Below are 17,602 nucleotides of genomic sequence, written 5' to 3' on the forward strand. Positions count from 1 at the left end.
CCTAATAGCCTATACTGTCCAATCGTGAACCTATCTTGATAAGACCCCTAAGCTAAATACAGTCCTCATAAGGTGTCAACTGAGAATATTCATCCTCATACGGCATTTGGAAGATAGAATCATCATGGGTTATATCATAAGACGGTCCGGAAGGTTTTGGAGCAGGTATATACTGATGCTCCTGATAAAGATTAGGGGGATCATGATTTCCTGGCATCCACAGATCCAGGTGCAGCAATATCTTCTTGATGGTCTCTTCATCTTTGATAAAGGATATGATGCGCATGCAGCCATTGCACTTGGGGCATAGCAGCGGGTCGGCATGGTATACCTTTTGAATCAGGCGGACCCAGTTCCTGCGGAATGCCTTTTTTGAAATATCTGAATTAACTAGTGAAGGCACTTGGTTGTCAATCTCTGTTTTTTTGCGCATGCCCCGTGACTTATTTGAATAGTACCCGTAATACCGGACATGTTGTTCACCCCTATTTGGTATATGTGTAACAAGACAGGCCAACCAATCCAGCGCCACAAAAGTTTCACGGACTCCGCTGTTTTTACCTTTATATATTACTCGTGCGACACCGTCATTCGATTCGGATGCCGGTATATAGAGCAGTCTTTCCTGTGCGATGGGAGCCCGGACAATATATTGCGCCAACTTTTCAATCCTCTCCTGGTCGGAAGGCCAGATGGATTCTCCACAATATACGTTAAACCCGCTGTGATGCCAACCCATCATATTTTCTATGATGAGATCAGTTATTTTTCCTTCCTTTTTCAGCATATTGAAGACCTCCAGGCGAAACAACCCTTCCAGGACTGAAGCGTCCGGTACGGTCCCAACCATAAACCGTCGTCTTGATCAAAACAGCCATCGGTGGCGATGATGTGAAGATGTGGGTTGGAATTCAGAAAATCTCCAAAGGTCTGCACAGCTATGACAGCACCTGGTTTAGGATCATCCAACGAAACCCCTTGCTTCAGGTAAACAGATAGAACCTTCCAGGCGCATCGGCTCAACTTGGCCAAAAGGCTGCGGTCATACATGAAATATAGTCTAAGCCTTTTGGGAATACTGAAGACCCATTGGCGATGGGGTACTTGTTTCAGCACCTCTCCACACAGGAACTCACCAAATTCAACTACACGTTTTTGATGGCAGGAAGGGCAAAAGTGCCGGCGTTTGCAGGAAAATGGAAGTAGATATTCATGGTTGCAGTCATCGCATTTCACCCGGGCAAAACCCAGATAAAGGTCACCGCAGTCCAGATATTTGTAGATGATGTCCAGCACATAAGGCCGCCAATACCCATACTCCTTTTGGTACCTGTCTTCCCATGTACCTTCCAGTTCTTCAAAATGTGCTTCCACACACCGGTAATATTGGTTTTTGTGGGGGCTTCGGGGTGTATACACTTCAGCCCTGGAGAAAGCAGTTAGCATGCATGGTTATCCCCCATACGGAACATATGTTCTATAACGTTTCTGCATGCTCCCTTCACTATCGTAGAACGACATCCTCATCAGATTAAAGATTTTCCATGCCCGGATGAGGATGAGCCGGACGGCGTAGACGCCACAGTCAGCGAAGGGTGGCTGGATTTAAAGGTTAAAAATAATACCAATTTTACCTTCCAAGTTGAAATATCCATTAATGGACTTTATATTTATGGCCGTATTTTTGTGGATCGGGCCATAGGGTATCGTTACGAGGTTATTAATCGAGATAAGAGCTTTTTTACAAAGGGTGGGAAAACCTTTGAGCGGGTTTCTGTCTTTCAGCGAAAGATAGACATCAAGTCAGAACAAATTATCTCAGAACAACTGCTTTATACGGATATATGTGAGGTCGGATATTCACTCCCGGAAGGAACCGTTATCTTTGAAAACGAGGAGTGATTATATGAAAAATGAAAAAAACAAAGTTGCCGTTTTATTCGGCGGATGCTCTACAGAGTATGAGGTTTCTCTCCAATCCGCCTATTCTGTAATAACGAACCTAAATCCAAATAAGTATGAAACCATATTGATTGGAATCACTCGGCAGGGAGCTTGGTTGAGATATTATGGCTCACTTGAAAAAATTCAGAATGACACATGGATGGATAGCAACGATTGTGTCCCAGCAATCATTTCACCTGATCGGAATATTCACGGACTGCTCGAATTTCGTGGTAATAAAGTGATTGCAACCAGAATTGATGTGGCGTTTCCTGTTCTGCATGGAAAAAACGGCGAGGACGGAACATTACAGGGATTATTAACGATAGCTGGTATTCCTTTTGCAGGGTGTGGTACGCTTTGTTCTGCAATGTGCATGGACAAGGACATCGCTCACAAAATAGCAAATCTGGCCGGTATCAAAACACCTCCGTCCGTCGTGCTGCGGTCCGGATTTACCGATGCCGAACTGATGAAGCAGATTAGCTACCTAACATTTCCTCTGTTTGTTAAACCGGCAAACGCCGGTTCCTCATTTGGTATTACAAAGGTTTTGCAAAAGGATGAGCTTTCCGATGCAGTCACCGTTGCTTTTCAACATGACAATAAGGTCATCATAGAGGAAGCCGTCGACGGTTTTGAGGTTGGCTGTGCCGTCCTTGGCAATGATTCGCTTGCCATCGGTGAGGTTGACGAAATAGAGCTGTCTCATGGGTTCTTTGATTACACGGAGAAATATACCCTGAAAACCTCTAAAATCCATATGCCTGCCCGCATTGATCCAGATACAGCCGAGCGTATTAAACAGACGGCTTCCGTCATTTACCGGGCGCTCGATTGCTCGGGATTTGCAAGGGTTGATTTGTTTCTGACACCGGAAAAAGAAATCATCTTCAACGAAGTAAATACAATTCCCGGTTTTACCTCTCACAGCCGCTATCCCAATATGCTAAAAGGCATTGGAATGACATTCGGGCAGATTGTGGATGCAGCGATAAGTCTGGCGACAAACTCATGAGAACACTGACATTACATTCGAACAATATTGGAAGAGGCAGCTTGATTCTTGTGAATCCTTCCCATCCCATACGATGCGAAGCGGCGAAGGAAAATCTGATGGCCGTCTGTCCGGACTATCCGAGCGTCTTTCTTGAGAGGTAAACGGTAAGCATGTTAACTCAGGCCATGACGGTCGCCAATTGCGGGAACTATATTGTCCCCGTCAGCGGTTACCGGACAGGAAAGGAACAGCACGATCTGTATACCGATTCTTTGCGGGAAAATGGTACGGAGTTTACACAGAAATTCGTAGCATTGCCGGGATGCAGCGAACATCAGACGGGACTTGCCATTGACCTTGCTGAAAACACGCCGGATATTGATTTTATCTGTCCGCATTTTCCTTATACCGGCATATGCCAGATCTTCCGGGAAAAATCGGTAAGGTATGGTTTTATAGAACGATATCCGGCAGGTTGCGAGCAATTGACACATATCGCGCAGGAACCCTGGCACTTTCGTTATGTCGGGTATTCCCATTCTGAATTGATGAGAGAAAAACAGCTGACGCTGGAAGAATATACTGATTATTTAAAGAGATTCCCTTATAACGGCATTCACCTTCAATTTCAATTGGCCAAACGGAGTTTTGAAATTTGTTATGTTCCGGTTTTATCGGACAAGCTGGTGCATGTCGAAATACCGGATAAAACTCTCTATCAGATATCCGGGAACAACGTGGACGGCTTTGTGGTTACTCTGTGGAGGAATCCGGTATGAAAGAAAAAAGGGAATATGCAGGCATTGATTATTTTAGGGTGATTGCGGCATTTCTGGTTATCACAATTTACACATCGCCACTATCCTCTGTAAATGAAATTGCCGATTTTATCCTTACAAGAGTCATTGCCCGTACAGTAGTGCCATTCTTTTTTATGGCCTCCGGGTTCTTCCTACTGCCAGGATATATTAGCGAGAAGAAAACAGGACCTGGGAAACTTCCAGCATTTTTGAAAAAGACCGCTATTCTATATGGTATTGCGAGTTTGATGTATTTACCGGTCAATATCTATGCGGGGTATTTTAAGTCACCACATTTGCTTCCAAATCTGCTGAAGGATCTTGTGTTTGACGGTACATTTTATCATCTGTGGTATCTGCCTGCGGTTATGCTTGGAGCTATAATCACTTGTTTCATGCTTGGAAGGTTGAAAATAAATCATGCATTTGCCATAGCATTAGGTCTTTATGTTATCGGGCTATTTGGTGACAGCTACTATGGGATCGCTACTAAAGTACCATTCTTAAAATCTTTTTATGACGCGGTGTTCGTTTTAACTGATTACACCCGAAACGGCCTGTTCTTTGCACCGGTTTTCCTCATGCTTGGCGGATTAATTGCGAAGTATAGGAAACGTAGATTAAAGACGTGTATAATCGGATTCGCGGTATCCTCGACCCTGTTGATGATAGAGGGGTTGACACTCCATGGATTTCAAGTACAGCGGCACGACAGTATGTACTTCATGCTCCTTCCCTGTATGGTGTTTCTCTTTCAAAGCTTGATGTTTTGGGAGGGACGCGGCGGTCAAATCCTGCGGAACCTTTCCATGATGATTTATCTGATTCATCCGCTGATCATTGTGTTCATTCGCGGTGTTGCTAAAGTTATAAGCCTCCAGCGACTGCTTATAGATAACAGTGTCGTTAATTTTCTCGCCGTTGCGTTATGCTCTTTTATTGCTACAATGGCAATCGCATCAGCCCTGCGAAGGAAAAATAAAAAACAGCCGGTTTTGGAACAGGTATGCATGGACAGAGCATGGGCTGAAATTCATTTAGCCAATCTGGGTCATAACGTGAAGGTTCTGCGTGACATGCTTCCGAATGGATGTGAACTGATGGCTGTTGTAAAAGCTAATGCCTATGGGCATGGCGACGTGGAGATAGCGTGTTACTTGAATAGAATTGGCGTTGCTTCCTTTGCCGTTGCAACGATAGAGGAAGGTATCCGCTTAAGAACACATGGGATTGAAGGTGATATTTTAATTTTAGGTTATACCGACCCGCAAAGGGTTCCCGAACTCGTCAGGTATCGTTTATCACAGACGGTCACTGAATATAAACATGCAAAACAGCTGAATGCTTCCAAACAGCAAATCTCAGTGCATATCAAGATTGATACCGGTATGCACCGTTTGGGAGAAAGCTGCAATAATGCGGCGGAGATTGAAAGCATCTTTCAGTGTCATAACCTGAAAGTCTGCGGTATTTATACTCATCTGTGTGTGGCGGACAGTACGCAGGAAGATGACGTTGCATTTACCGAAGAACAATTGAGTCATTTTTATACTTTGCTGGAACAACTCAAGCAGCACCAGATTGCACTGCCCAAAATACATATTCAAAGCAGTTATGGTATTTTGAACTATCCCGAACTGCAATGCAGCTACGCCAGAAGGGGTAGGAGAGTAGGTCGTTGCTGGAATTAAGGGAATGTGAAATATTACGTGTAAATGGTTTTTCCTCTTAACACAAAACTATCTTAGTTAGAATCAACTAGGTAGCCCTTTATATGGAGAGGGGCCTGTGTTAGCCTGTTGCGGCGGGAGACCAAAGCGTAGCGTGGACTCCCCGGTGGGCTCCCAGAAACACAGGCCCAGAGGCTCCATGTCAAGGGCTACCGGTCGGTTTGTTGGCCGGCTAACTTTTATATGGCCATCTCTGATTCTATCCTATCACCAAAGTATATGACAAATTGGGAGATGCAATTTTTCCAATCTTTAACTGGCATAGTCCATTTTTTTGCTGCTTCAACGGTGGCCAGGTAAATAATTTTCTTCAGTGCATCGTCTGTTGGATAGGCAGTTTTAGTTTTGGTTACTTTCCGTAGTTGCCGGTGGTAACCCTCGATGATATTAGTAGTATAAATCATTTTACGGATTTCATATGGGTATTTAAAATAAGCTGTTAACTCAAGCCAATTCTTTTCCCAGGAACGAATTATAATGGGATGTCTTTTACCCCAGTTTTCTTTGAATATTTCAAAGGCTAACTCAGCCTCTTCCAGGGTTAATGCCTGGTACACTTGCTTAAGATCAGCCATCAACTCCTTTTGTTCTTTGTATGGCACATACTTCAGGGAATTACGGATTTGATGGATTATGCAAAGCTGAATTTCGGTATGGGGGAAAACAGTGTTTATGGCCTCAGAAAACCCGGAAAGCCCGTCTTTACAGGTAATCAGGATATCTTGCACCCCCCTGTTTTTGAGGTCATTACATACACCAAGCCAAAAGCTGGCACTTTCATTTTCCCCAATCCAGATGCCAAGTATTTCTTTTTGGCCTGCCATATTTAGGGCCAACACACTGTAGGCCGCCTTGTTTATTATCCGGTTATCTTTACGTACCTTGAAATGGATAGCATCAAGGAAAACAATAGGGTATATACGGTCAAGTGTCCGGGACTGCCACTCTGCAATCAGTGGTAGTATTTTGTCTGTTATCTTGCTGACCATGGTAGGGGATACGTCGATACCGTAGATATCCCTCATGTGGTCCTCAATATCACGTGTAGACATACCCTTGGCGTACATGGCTATAATTTGGTCTTCAAGCTGGTTGGATGTCTTTTCATATTTACCGATAAGCCTTGGTTCAAATTCACCATTACGATCCCGTGGGATTTCCACTTCTGTCTTGCCGAACTTAGTCTGGATAGTTTTCTTATTGTAACCGTTGCGACTGTTGCCAGTATTATTGCCTTCAATGCTGTGTTTTTTATACCCGAGGTGCTCTTCAATTTCAGCCTCGAATATCTGCTGCAAGGTGTCCTTGAATAGATTCTTGAGCATCTCATGTACGTCTTCTACGGTGCGGCAATCCTTTGCTAATTCCTTGATCGTTTTGTCTTGCATGGCTTGCATAAATGGTCATCTCCTTTATTGGTAGTTATAACCATTTACACTAAAGTAATTACGTTCTCGGAATTAATTTTAAATAACCCCCTGGTTTTATGCCGGGGGTTTTAAAGCTTTTCTTTAATTTGCTAAACTATTAACGTGGTGAGGGACTGTCCCCCTGTGGTGGGTTTTGGGAATGGCGAAAGCCAGGCCCAAAACCTACCCAAGCACTAGCAGGGGGCGCAACTATTAGACAAGCCAGGGTTAGACACGCATTATTGGGCATTGTTTTATTTCATTCTTTATTTATCGTTTCTCCCCAAGCAGGACAAAACATTTTTGGTAACGCGGCCTTGGGGGAATATTTTAGGAGCTTTGTGGCCTATGGGACAATAGCTATAGCACTGGTATTAAATATGAAAAATAGAAATTATACCAGTAATACCAAGGGAAGAGTCTCAAAGGAAGTGTCAACAATCTCGTCCCCTTAGCTCTTAATTTGCCCTACCTTGAAAATTGTTTTTATAAAATTTATTCAAAAGAAGCTATGAGCCGCCCTAACGGACGACTCATCATTACAACAAATCATTTACTTATGCTTTGGTATGACTATTCCTAACTATAGTTCTTTCTCCTTCAGGAATAGGAGGCGGAATAGGCATGCCGGAAATCTTTGTTACTGCACCAAAACGAGGAGGGCAAGCTTCAAAGCAAGTTCCGCATTTTATGCATTTCTCCTGGTCAATTACATGAATCTGGTTCTTGGCGCTTATGATCGCTTCGGCAGGGCATCTTCTTGCGCAAGTCATACAAGCCTGGCACTTCTCCGGATCAATATAGTACGATACTATTTCACTAAATAACTTATCTATCTCGTTACTGGTGAAAAGTACGTCATATTCTTCTTGGTTCTTAAGGCGTGACGCCAATTTCTTCTTTTTTGTCAGCTTAATGTAGGGAATTAGCTTTGTAACTTCTTCAAGTTTGTATTTTAATGCATTTTCCTCTAAACCTTCACCTTTGCCAAGAGGTCCTAACTTCTCCATCTTTGTGGCAAATTCATTCATAATATTAGCGAAGCGAATTCCTTCACCGGCAGATACCCATTCAATCCTTAACCTTTCAGGGTTTACCCCTATGTGTTCCAGTATTTTTTTACACAGCTGAACTATGCTTGCTGCATCGAAATTTCCGTTAGTAATATAATGGCAGTCGTTAAGATGACAACCGCCGATAAACACCCCGTCTGCTCCTTGTGAGAAAGCCCGAAATATATGCTTCATGTCGACTCTGCCGGAGCACATCACCCTTATAAGTTTTATATAAGGGGGGTATTGAAAACGAGAAACTCCAGCAAGGTCTGCACCTCCGTAGCAGCACCAATTGCATATAATACCTAACAGCCTTGGTTTAAACTTAATTCCTGTACTCATTTTTATCTCACTCCTGAGGCAGTAATAACTGCTTTGTTCATAAATGATCTTTTATAAGTCTGCAAAGGCCGCATCAATTTGGCTTAAAAGCGCTTCATCAGTATAGTGCTTTAGTGAAATAGCCCCTGTTGGACACTTTGCGTTACAGAGACCATCTCCTTTACAGAGAACTGGATTAACTACAGCTTTTTTGCCTTGTCGTATTTCACGAAACTCTATGGCACCATACGTACAAGCCAAGATGCACTCTCCACATCCCATACACTTACTCTCATTTACCTCACAAACAGAGCCTGAGGCTATGACTGTATCATTTGAGAGGAGTGTTAAGACCCGACCGGCAGCTCCATAAGCCTGGCTGACTGTTTCTGCTATAAGCTTGGGATAGTGAGCTATCCCACACAGGTAAATGCCTTCTGCTCCAAAGTCAACAGGTCTTAATTTTACATGGGCTTCCTGGAAGAATTCATCCGGACTCAAAGCCACCTTGAATAATTGTGCTACTTCCTTACTTTCTGTGGAGGGAATAACAGCGGCAGCTAAAGCGATTGCATCGGCTTCTATCTCAAGCTTCTTACCTAAAACAGGATCGGTCACGATAACCCTTAAAACAGGCCGTCCCTCTTCATTCTCAGCAGCTTCAACCTGTGGTTTGGCATCAGGATCATAGCGGATGAATCTGACATCCTTACTTGCCGCTTCCCGGTAATAATTCTCTTTGAACCCATATGTTCTGATATCCCTAAAGAGGATATATATATTCATCTCGGGGTTTATTTCTTTTAGGGTCAAGGCGTTTTTTATAGATTCGTTGCAACATATCCGACTGCAGTAATTTCTCTCTTCATTTCTGCAGCCCACGCATTGAATCATCACCAGGCTCTCTGAATTAATGAGCCTTTTGTTTCCTTTGGCGATTTGCTCCTCCAACTCCAGGTGGGTCATTACACGCTCATCTTCACTATAAAGGTATTCGGTGGGTTTATATACTTGGGCACCGGTAGCGATGATGGTTGCTCCATGTTTAATTTCTGTTATCCTTTTTTCAAATTCCACCCTGGTCACGAAATTCCCCACATAACCGCTAGCTTCAGTAATGATGGCGCCAGTATATACATGTATTAAGGGGTGCTGATACACCTTTGCTATAAGGTCGCGCAAATAAGCCTGAACATCCAGTCCTTCCAGGGTATAATGTAGTTTCCGAGCGATTCCTCCCAAGTCTGTGTCCTTTTCCACCAGGTAAACACTATGTCCCTGGTTAGCTATGGAGAGTGCACTGGTTAAGCCGGCCACGCCTCCTCCGACTACCAAAGCATTCTTGTTAACGGGCAGATCAAACTCTTGCAAGGGCTTCAAAAGGCAAGCCCGGGCAACTGACATTCGGATTAATTCCTGTGCCTTTTGGGTGGCCGCTGCCTTTTCTTTAGAGTGAACCCAGGAGCAATGCTCTCTAATATTAGCAAAATCGAAATAATATTGATTAATTCCGGCTTCCCGAAGGGTGTCCCGGAACAGCGGTTCATGTGTCCTGGGGGTACAAGCTGCGACAATCACGCGGTTGAGCTCTCTTTCCTGGATATCCTTTGCTAACATTGCGGCGGCTTCAGAAGAACATATAAAGAGGTTTTCTTCAGCATGAACAACATTTGGTAAAGTCTTGGCATATTCAACTGTAGCAGGAACATTTACCACTCTTCCAATATTAGCTCCACAATGACATACATAGACACCCACCTTGGCCTGCTCTTGTGAGACATCCCTTTCGGGCGGGTACGTCCTTTCTTTGGCTAGGTTCCCTCTCCTGTAGTTCAGGAGTTCGCCACACTGGGAACCGGCCCCGCTGGCGGTTACAACCGACTCAGGGATATCTAAAGGACCTTGGAATGCCCCGCTGACAAAAATTCCCGGGCGGGAGGTCTCCATAGGATTAACGGGGTTGGTTTTGCAAAATCCCTGCGCATTAAGCTCGATGCCGAACTTATCTGCCAGTCCCTTTGCATCAACAGGCGGGTTCAATCCAACGGATAATACTACCATATCGAATTCTTCCTCTTTTACTCCATCCACGGTAGTAGAATATCGCACCGTGACATTCTTGGTTTCCGGGTCCTCTTTCACTATCGATACATAGCTTCTGATAAAGCGAACCCCGGGAAGCTTCGCTGTTCTTTGATAGAATCGTTCGAAATCCTTGCCATAGGAACGAATATCGTTATGAAATATCGTACACTCAGCCCCGGCGTCATGATCTTTTGTCAAAATTACATGTTTTTGAGCATAAGTGCAGCAAACAGATGAACAATAGCTGTTACCGCCGGGAAGAACTTGCCTGGAACCAACGCATTGAATCCAGGCTATCTTATGGGGATGCTTTTTGTCGGAAGCACGCAATATTTCACCTTCGTATGGCCCGGTGGCACATAATAGCCGTTCATAGTCCATACTGGTTACAACGTTTGCAAACTCTCCGTAGCGATACTCCTCTCTCAGCTTGGGATCGAATGGCTCAAAGCCCGGGGACAGAATTATCGCTCCTACTTTTACTTCTACCTTCTCCGCCGTTTGATTGAAATCTATGGCTTTATTCTTACAAACTCCTTCGCAAATACGACATTTATTTTCTTTAAGGTAAAGACAACTTTCATCTATATAAGGTTTAAGAGGGATTGCTTGAGCAAAATATATATGGATGGCTTTATTCTTCGATATTTCCTGATTAAATTGATTAGGGTACAAGACCGGGCAGTATTCTACACAGGTAGTACACCCAGTGCATTTGCTTTCATTAATATATCTGGGCTTTTTATTCAGGATTACCTTAAAGTCTCCAGCTTTCCCTTCGACACTGTCAACTTCAGTATATGTCATGATCTCTATATTGGGATGCCTGTTACATTCAACAAATTTAGGCGATTCAATACACATTGAACAGTCATTGGTGGGAAAGGTCTTATCAAGCTGTGACATGTGTCCGCCAATGGTCGGGGCTTTATCCACCAAGTAAACCTTAAAACCCGCAGTGCCAAGATCAAGCGCGGCTTGAATACCACTGATCCCACCACCTACAATCATGACATCTCCAAAAGTACTATTAACGTGACTTTTAGAAATCTGTTTTATAATTTGTTCTTTTCCCATCATTTTTCTCCACCCTCATAAGGTTATATTGCCCGTACTCTTCTGAGTTTGAAAACTGCTTTATAGCAGACAATTGCCTATAATTCCTAATAGCATTGGTTAAAAACATATGTTCTTTATTTTTACTTCTGAGGTGTAATAATCGCTTGGTTTACTAATGACTTCTTTAATTTGAAACCGCCTTAATTTGGCTTAAGAGCTCATTATCGGTATAGTGCTTACTAAATAGCGCTGTTGGACACTTTGTATTGATCCGAATACAGGCCCCACATACATTAAACTTACGCACTTTACTTCACAAACAGAGTCGTAGGGACTACGACAGTACTAAAATGACATCACTAAGATGGAACAACTGCCTATATAAGAACCTCGTCTGTTCCTTTTGAGTAAGCAGTTGAGTACATATGCTAGATCGACCCTGCTAGTGCACATGATGCGTATAAGTTTTGTATAAGTCGCATATTGTTGTCTGGAAACTCCAGCCAAATCAGCAGCGCCGTTTGCTCACCAATATAACATAAAACTCAAGATCCTGGTTTTGAACTTAAGCTTTGCACCCATGCTTATCTCACCTCCCTTACTCAGTAATCCCATTCTTGTTGATAACCGAACTTCTACTTTATCATGGGATAGGAGAGTTAAAGCTCAGCAAGTAATTCTATAAGCTTGCCTAATCCTATTTTATAAGCAATTCATTGTACCCCGGATAGACGAAATTGGGCGGGTTAAAAAACAGTTCTCTAATTTGAATTGCTGCTCATTGATAAATATTCAATAAAAACCACTAGATACCTTTATGACAGCGATAAATAATTTTTATCAGCATTTAAAATTAAATAAAAAAGCACTATCATATGATAGTGCTTTTCAAGTAGTTTCCAGCACTTTTTGATAATCCAAGGGATTATCCATATCCAGCAATACTACTTGATCCTCGACTTCCACATCCAGGGCATCTATTGCATAGTTACTAAGCAACGACCTTAACCCTCCAGGCTGGTTCCAGGAAAGTATACTTTTTATATACGCAGCAGAAATAAGCGGGGGGTGTCCCCTTAACCCTTTAAAATTGGGATATATAATGCCAGCCTTGCTCTCCCGGTAAACCTGTATTATCTCCCTGATGGTTTGCGGTTTGACCAGCGGATTATCCCCGGGCAGCATAAAAAATGCCTGCACCTCGGGTCCTTTGGAAACTATTATCAATTAATAAATTATTTTGTTTTACATTATCCGTTCAACCGACCATCGGGGCTATACAATTTACCGTCTTTATCATAAAAATAAATCCAATAAAAATTATTTATTAGATTTATTTAATAACTTTATGATAAAATACTTTCGGGGAGAATGGGGATGGTCCCCCCGCGGGCCGCAAACCCGTTGGCCTGCCCGTAACCAGGGTGGGAGTCCGGTTCGATTCCGACTTCTCCCCTCCACATTGGGGCGTAGCCAAGTGGTAAGGCACCGGTACTGGCGACTTTGGCATCTCGTTGCAAATCCAGCCGCCCCCAGCCAGCTTTTCATTTGTACATAAGGGCCATTGGCTCAATTGGTAGAGCAGGCGACTCTTAATCGTCAGGTTGAAGGTTCGAGTCCTTCATGGCCCACCAAAGGGAGTTCTTTCTAAGACTCCCTTTTAAAATTACATGGAAGTGATGTTTGATGGATGAAGAACTTAACAAAATAAAATTAAAGATGAAAGCACTTGGTTTTACCCAACAGCAAATTGAATCTATTATAGAGAAAACCCATTCCGGGAAATGTTGGGATGAAATGAGTGACCCAGAAAAGCAGCAAATACTAAGATCAATAAATGAAAGAATAATTTTTGCTAGAAAATTTTTTCAGATTTTAAGTTGTAATACCTGTTATAAATAATATTAGCCTCATATTTATTTGCTATCTAATAGTAGGTAATCTGTATAAACCATTGGGTCACATATTGGTCTTAAGAAGGTGCAATTAGTTGTTAATAAGAAAGCTGCTATTAGGATGGGGTGACACAGGAGGGCAAGCCAAGCGCGCGGTTGGAAAAGCGCGTCCAAGCCCGTAGGCGAACTGCAGGCAAAACCGCAGTTCATAAAGCCTGAGAGGTTATGGGGAGCGAAAACAAGTAGCGAAGTGGCTGCACCCAAACTGTCAAGAAAAACCTCTAACGAGGCTATAAGGTGCCCGTACCGCAAACCGACACAGGTAGGTGGGGTGAGAATCCTAAGGCGCGCGAGAAAACCCTCGTTAAGGAACTCGGCAAAATGACCCCGTAACTTCGGGAGAAGGGGTACCCCATTAATGTGAAAGTTATCCAACTGGAGCATGAAGGGGTCGCAGAGAAAAGGCCCAAGCGACTGTTTACCAAAAACACAGGTTCCTGCTAAATCGCAAGATGACGTATAGGAGCTGACGCCTGCCCGGTGCTGGAAGGTTAAGGGGAGAGGTTAGCGCAAGCGAAGCTTTAAACCGAAGCCCCAGTAAACGGCGGCCGTAACTATAACGGTCCTAAGGTAGCGAAATTCCTTGTCGGGTAAGTTCCGACCCGCACGAAAGGCGTAACGATTTGGGCGCTGTCTCAACGAGGGACTCGGCGAACTTGTATGCCGGTAAAGATGCCGGCTACCTGCGACAGGACAGAAAGACCCCGTGGAGCTTTACTGCAGCTTGACATTGGATTTTGGTATTGCATGTACAGGATAGGTGGGAGGCTGAGAAGCCAGTGCGCCAGTTTTGGCAGAGCCACCGTTGGGATACCACCCTTGTGATATTGAAATTCTAACACGAGCCTTTGAATCAAGGTTATGGACAGTGTCAGGTGGGCAGTTTGACTGGGGCGGTCGCCTCCCAAAAGGTAACGGAGGCGCCCAAAGGTTCCCTCAGCGCGGTTGGAAATCGCGCGCACAGAGTGTAAAGGCAGAAGGGAGCTTGACAGCGAGACCAACAAGTCGAGCTGGGAGGTATTTGGGCATCTACCCTGCTGTGTGCCCCGAAGGGGTAGGAGAGTAGGTCGTTGCTGGAATTAATTTTAAATAACCCCCTGGTTTTATGCCGGGGGTTTTAAAGCTTTTCTTTAATTTGCTAAACTATTAACGTGATGAGGGACTGTCCCCCTGTGGTAGTCCCCCTGTGGTAGGTTTTGGGAATGGCGAAAGCCAGGCCCAAAACCTACCCGAGCAGCTATCTCCAGACCTAATGTGGTAGAATGATTAAAAAGACGGTATAATATCATTAGGGGTGAATGATAATGACTGTGGTAAACCCGCATATTAAATTCACATACGAGGACTACTGCCTGATGCCGGAAGACCGGCGTTACGAGTTGATCGGGGGGGAGTTTTTTATGGTTCCGTCGCCCAGCGTCATTCACCAGAGGGTGGCTGCCAACCTGGAGGCCATTTTGCGTCAGTTTGTAATAGAAAAAAATTGCGGGGAGGTTCTTGATGCCCCGCTTGATGTGGTATTATCTTCCCAGGATGTGGTGCAGCCTGATATCATGTACATTTCCAGAGAGCGTTCCCACATCGTTACTGACATCAATATTCAGGGCGCGCCGGATCTGGTGGTGGAAATCCTTTCTCCCTCCACGGCGGAAAGGGATCGTACCATAAAAAAGAAGCTTTACGCCCGGCACGGGGTTAGGGAACTGTGGTTGGTCAACCCGGGGGCACAGGTGGTGGAAGTGTACTCCCTGGAAAAGGGTGAAGAAAAAACCCCTCTTTTATATGCCCGTTCCGAGCGCCGCCGGCTGGTTTCACCCCTTTTAACCGGTTTATCAGTAAATCTGGATGAAGTGTTTTAAAAGGATTTCCGAATTGTTACAGGGATTTTAAGTGTGTGGTGCCGGCCTATCGTATGGCCATGGCCCCGGGTATAGTTTTAATGAAGACAAGGGATTCCCACGATTGAAGTGAGAATCCCTTGTTATTTTGGGGGGGATGGATTCGGTACTGTATACCGCGGGAGATCTGACGAATCATTAAAGCTAATGGTTAGGAAGAAATATTACGAAGTAAACGTTAAAAACTTTTTCCCCTCCTGTTTGCAGAGAGTTTGTACCAGATTGCGGCCTGAATATAGCACAGGTGGAATTCCGGCGGCAGATAGTACCCATTGGCCGGCCATATAGAAATTAGCCAATCCCGGCAGGGTCATAGGGATTGTGGTTCTTACCGTTTCGGGTGTGGTTAGCCAGCCAGCCAATATAGGAACCCCGGTGATTGCGGGTATAACGCCAAAAAGTATACGGCGTGGCCACATCAGTTATTTCTACAAGGGAAGAAATACCGGGGTAAAGTGTTTCCAATTGGTGGAGCACATTATTAGCCAACTTTGCTTTTTCAGTTTTATAAAGGGCTCTATTTCCTTGCAAATAATACCAGTGGTCAAAATCTGTGTCCAGCAAAACCTGAATTACCGTTTTCCCTTCAGGTGCAAAAGAAGGGTCGTTGTTTAAAACCCGTCCCCTTGACACCTTATTAGAAATAAAAGCACTTGCGAAACGGGCCTTTTTTCTATATGATTTAATTATACCGGGCGGTCGGTTTATAGAAATCAAAAGGAGCGGGTTCATGACTAAACGCAGACACGAAGGAGAACAAACAAAGCAGCATATCATTGACCAGGCTAAGATCTTGTTTTCCCAAAAGGGATACACCGGCACTTCCATCAAAGACATCTGTGACGCTACGGGCTGTAGCAAAGGCAGCATTTATTACCATTTTAAAAACAAAGAAGATATATTTCTCAATTTGGCGGAACAAACCTTCACGCAATGGTGGGAGCAGTGGGAAAAAATATCCTCTCAATATGAATTGGTTGCCAATAAACTTTATGCATACGCAGACTATAAAGCTGATAACTTCCAAAAACCGATGAACAAAGCCGGGGAAGAGTTTCTTAGCAAAGTGGGAGCTAATTCGGAAGCCGGTAAAACATTTTTAGCTATTATTAACAACTTTCTTGCAGGCTACGAAAAACTCATGTCAGAGGGGATCGCCAGGGGCGAGTTCAAAAATGATGATCCCAAGGAATTGGCCGGTATTTTCGTAAGTTTACATACAGGATTAAGCCATAGTTGTTATGTCTTGAATATGAATTGTGACGTTATGAAAGCATTTTTTCGCAAAGGAACTGACGTTTTCTTACAAGGTATAAGTACAAGTAAAAACACATAATTTTTTTAAAATTTATTATACCGAACGGTCAGTATGTTAATTTTGTTAATAAGGAATGACATCAGTTTAATTGCGTCTTTTGAAAAATAATAAAACAGGGGGGTATTTAAATGGTAAAAAGATTCAAAAGCATGGAAGGAAAACAACTGATTTATGAGTCTTATAACAGACTGCTGGAAAGATGGGAAGTTGATAAAGAGGAAATGGATATTGAAACCGGGTATGGGAAAACTCATGTCATTATCTCAGGTAACCGGGCAAATCCCCCTCTCTTACTTTTTCATGGCACTGGTGATAATTCGGCAATGATGTGGTTACTTAACATACAGGAATTAGTAAAACATTTTTATATAATGGCTGTAGATTCTCTCGGGGGGGCGGGAAAAAGTGAACCTAACGAGAGTTATCTTAAAAAATTCGACTTGGCTGTATGGGTAGATTACATATTAGATGCATTAAATATTAACAAAACCAACATAGCCGGGGTATCATACGGTGGTTACATGTCACTGGCCTATGCAGCAAGAAACCCGGACCGGGTAAGTAAGATTGTTTGTATGGCCAACTATCCCTCTGTAAAAGGTATAAAGTCCCATTTACTAATACTAAGAAGTGTAAAAGTTTTTTTGCCGGAAATTTTAAATCCTACCGAAGAAAATGCGGTAAAGCTACTTCAAAAACTAACTGGTCCAAACTCTGATGTATTCTCACTAAACAAAGAGATGATGAAGCATTGGTTATATATATTGAAATATAGCGTGGTTTCAAAAAATAAAGTGATACATTTTGATAATGAAGCAATGTCCGTATTCCGGGATAAAGCGCTATTTCTGATCGGTGACAGCGACAGAGTGATATATCATCCAGCAGTTATAAAAATATTGAACGATAATAATTTAAATTATAAAATTATAAAAGATGTTGGGCATGCCATTAACCATGAACAGCCGAAGTTAATTAACAGAGAAATTATTGATTATCTTTTAGTTAGTGCGTAAACCAGTTTTACA

General features: G+C 43.3%; 15 protein-coding genes, 2 tRNA genes, 1 pseudogene and 3 other annotated features. Of the genes and pseudogenes, 10 read left to right on the forward strand and 8 right to left on the reverse strand.

From position 1 onward, the window contains the following. Positions 1-52 precede the first annotated feature (52 nt). Positions 53-787 (reverse strand): transposase, encoded by a 735-nt coding sequence (locus DESGI_RS25335; protein ID WP_006524453.1) that lies wholly within the window; start codon positions 785-787, stop codon positions 53-55. Continuing rightward, entirely contained in the window at positions 781-1,446 is a 666-nt protein-coding gene (locus tag DESGI_RS25340) for an IS91 family transposase (protein ID WP_006524452.1), read from the reverse strand. Before DESGI_RS25340 ends, DESGI_RS25335 begins: the two co-directional genes overlap by 7 nt. A 42-nt stretch (positions 1,447-1,488) precedes the next feature. Here DESGI_RS25340 and DESGI_RS23765 point away from each other — a divergent pair, with 42 nt between their 5' ends. From DESGI_RS23765 to alr, 4 genes are all read left to right on the forward strand, one after another. Then, the gene (locus DESGI_RS23765) at positions 1,489-1,902 is read left to right on the forward strand and encodes a VanW family protein (RefSeq protein ID WP_281168123.1); all 414 of its coding nucleotides are present in this window, start codon (positions 1,489-1,491) and stop codon (positions 1,900-1,902) included. 4 nt (positions 1,903-1,906) lie between these two features. Beyond that, positions 1,907-2,962, forward strand: a complete 1,056-nt coding sequence (vanG, locus tag DESGI_RS08305; protein WP_006524451.1) for a D-alanine--D-serine ligase VanG — start codon at positions 1,907-1,909, stop codon at positions 2,960-2,962. 152 nt (positions 2,963-3,114) lie between these two features. Continuing rightward, entirely contained in the window at positions 3,115-3,723 is a 609-nt protein-coding gene (locus DESGI_RS08310) for a D-alanyl-D-alanine carboxypeptidase family protein (protein ID WP_006524450.1), read from the forward strand. Then, positions 3,720-5,435, forward strand: coding sequence for an alanine racemase (gene alr / locus DESGI_RS08315; protein WP_006524449.1), 1,716 nt, complete (start codon positions 3,720-3,722; stop codon positions 5,433-5,435). Before DESGI_RS08310 ends, alr begins: the two co-directional genes overlap by 4 nt. 218 nt (positions 5,436-5,653) lie before the next feature. Here alr and DESGI_RS08320 read toward each other — a convergent pair whose 3' ends face one another. The 5 genes and pseudogenes from DESGI_RS08320 to DESGI_RS08335 form a co-directional block, all read right to left on the reverse strand. Beyond that, positions 5,654-6,871, reverse strand: coding sequence for an IS256-like element ISDgi1 family transposase (locus tag DESGI_RS08320; RefSeq protein ID WP_015617949.1), 1,218 nt, complete (start codon positions 6,869-6,871; stop codon positions 5,654-5,656). A gap of 569 nt (positions 6,872-7,440) precedes the next feature. Next, positions 7,441-8,280 carry a hydrogenase iron-sulfur subunit gene (locus DESGI_RS08325; RefSeq protein ID WP_006524448.1) on the reverse strand — a complete coding sequence of 280 codons (840 nt, stop codon included), beginning with the start codon at positions 8,278-8,280 and terminating at the stop codon, positions 7,441-7,443. A gap of 51 nt (positions 8,281-8,331) precedes the next feature. Continuing rightward, the gene (locus DESGI_RS08330; RefSeq protein WP_006524447.1) at positions 8,332-11,421 is read right to left on the reverse strand and encodes a CoB--CoM heterodisulfide reductase iron-sulfur subunit A family protein; all 3,090 of its coding nucleotides are present in this window, start codon (positions 11,419-11,421) and stop codon (positions 8,332-8,334) included. Positions 11,422-11,748: 327 nt separating this feature from the next. Further along, positions 11,749-11,913 (reverse strand): annotated as a pseudogene (locus tag DESGI_RS23775) (hydrogenase iron-sulfur subunit); the annotation flags it as partial. Between the two features lie 378 nt (positions 11,914-12,291). Further along, positions 12,292-12,603 (reverse strand): nucleotidyltransferase family protein, encoded by a 312-nt coding sequence (locus DESGI_RS08335; protein WP_281168100.1) that lies wholly within the window; start codon positions 12,601-12,603, stop codon positions 12,292-12,294. A 164-nt stretch (positions 12,604-12,767) separates the two neighbouring features. Between DESGI_RS08335 and DESGI_RS24500 the strand changes: the two genes are divergently transcribed. From DESGI_RS24500 to DESGI_RS08355, 4 genes are all read left to right on the forward strand, one after another. Then, positions 12,768-12,863 (forward strand) — tRNA-Cys (locus DESGI_RS24500). A 98-nt stretch (positions 12,864-12,961) separates the two neighbouring features. Further along, positions 12,962-13,037: transfer RNA gene (locus tag DESGI_RS08340), tRNA-Lys, on the forward strand. A gap of 52 nt (positions 13,038-13,089) precedes the next feature. Continuing rightward, positions 13,090-13,305, forward strand: a complete 216-nt coding sequence (locus tag DESGI_RS08345; protein ID WP_006524445.1) for a hypothetical protein — start codon at positions 13,090-13,092, stop codon at positions 13,303-13,305. Positions 13,306-13,314: 9 nt separating this feature from the next. Further along, positions 13,315-13,643: a sequence feature (23S ribosomal RNA rRNA prediction is too short), on the forward strand. A 3-nt stretch (positions 13,644-13,646) separates the two neighbouring features. After that, positions 13,647-14,008: a sequence feature (23S ribosomal RNA rRNA prediction is too short), on the forward strand. Positions 14,009-14,070: 62 nt separating this feature from the next. Further along, positions 14,071-14,419: a sequence feature (23S ribosomal RNA rRNA prediction is too short), on the forward strand. 243 nt (positions 14,420-14,662) lie between these two features. Further along, the gene (locus DESGI_RS08355; RefSeq protein WP_041284827.1) at positions 14,663-15,217 is read left to right on the forward strand and encodes a Uma2 family endonuclease; all 555 of its coding nucleotides are present in this window, start codon (positions 14,663-14,665) and stop codon (positions 15,215-15,217) included. A gap of 330 nt (positions 15,218-15,547) precedes the next feature. Here the strand turns inward: DESGI_RS08355 and DESGI_RS24505 are convergent, their stop codons facing one another. After that, a complete protein-coding gene (locus DESGI_RS24505) occupies positions 15,548-15,820 on the reverse strand; it encodes a hypothetical protein (protein ID WP_157872755.1) in 273 nt (90 codons plus the stop codon). 166 nt (positions 15,821-15,986) lie between these two features. On the opposite strand from DESGI_RS24505, the gene DESGI_RS08365 reads away from it, so the two are divergent. Continuing rightward, a complete protein-coding gene (locus DESGI_RS08365; RefSeq protein ID WP_006524443.1) occupies positions 15,987-16,592 on the forward strand; it encodes a TetR/AcrR family transcriptional regulator in 606 nt (201 codons plus the stop codon). A 110-nt stretch (positions 16,593-16,702) separates the two neighbouring features. Next, a complete protein-coding gene (locus tag DESGI_RS08370) occupies positions 16,703-17,590 on the forward strand; it encodes an alpha/beta fold hydrolase (protein ID WP_006524442.1) in 888 nt (295 codons plus the stop codon). Positions 17,591-17,602: the final 12 nt, after the last annotated feature.

The sequence above is a fragment of the Desulfoscipio gibsoniae DSM 7213 genome (assembly GCF_000233715.2).
Classification (GTDB): domain Bacteria; phylum Bacillota; class Desulfotomaculia; order Desulfotomaculales; family Desulfallaceae; genus Sporotomaculum; species Sporotomaculum gibsoniae.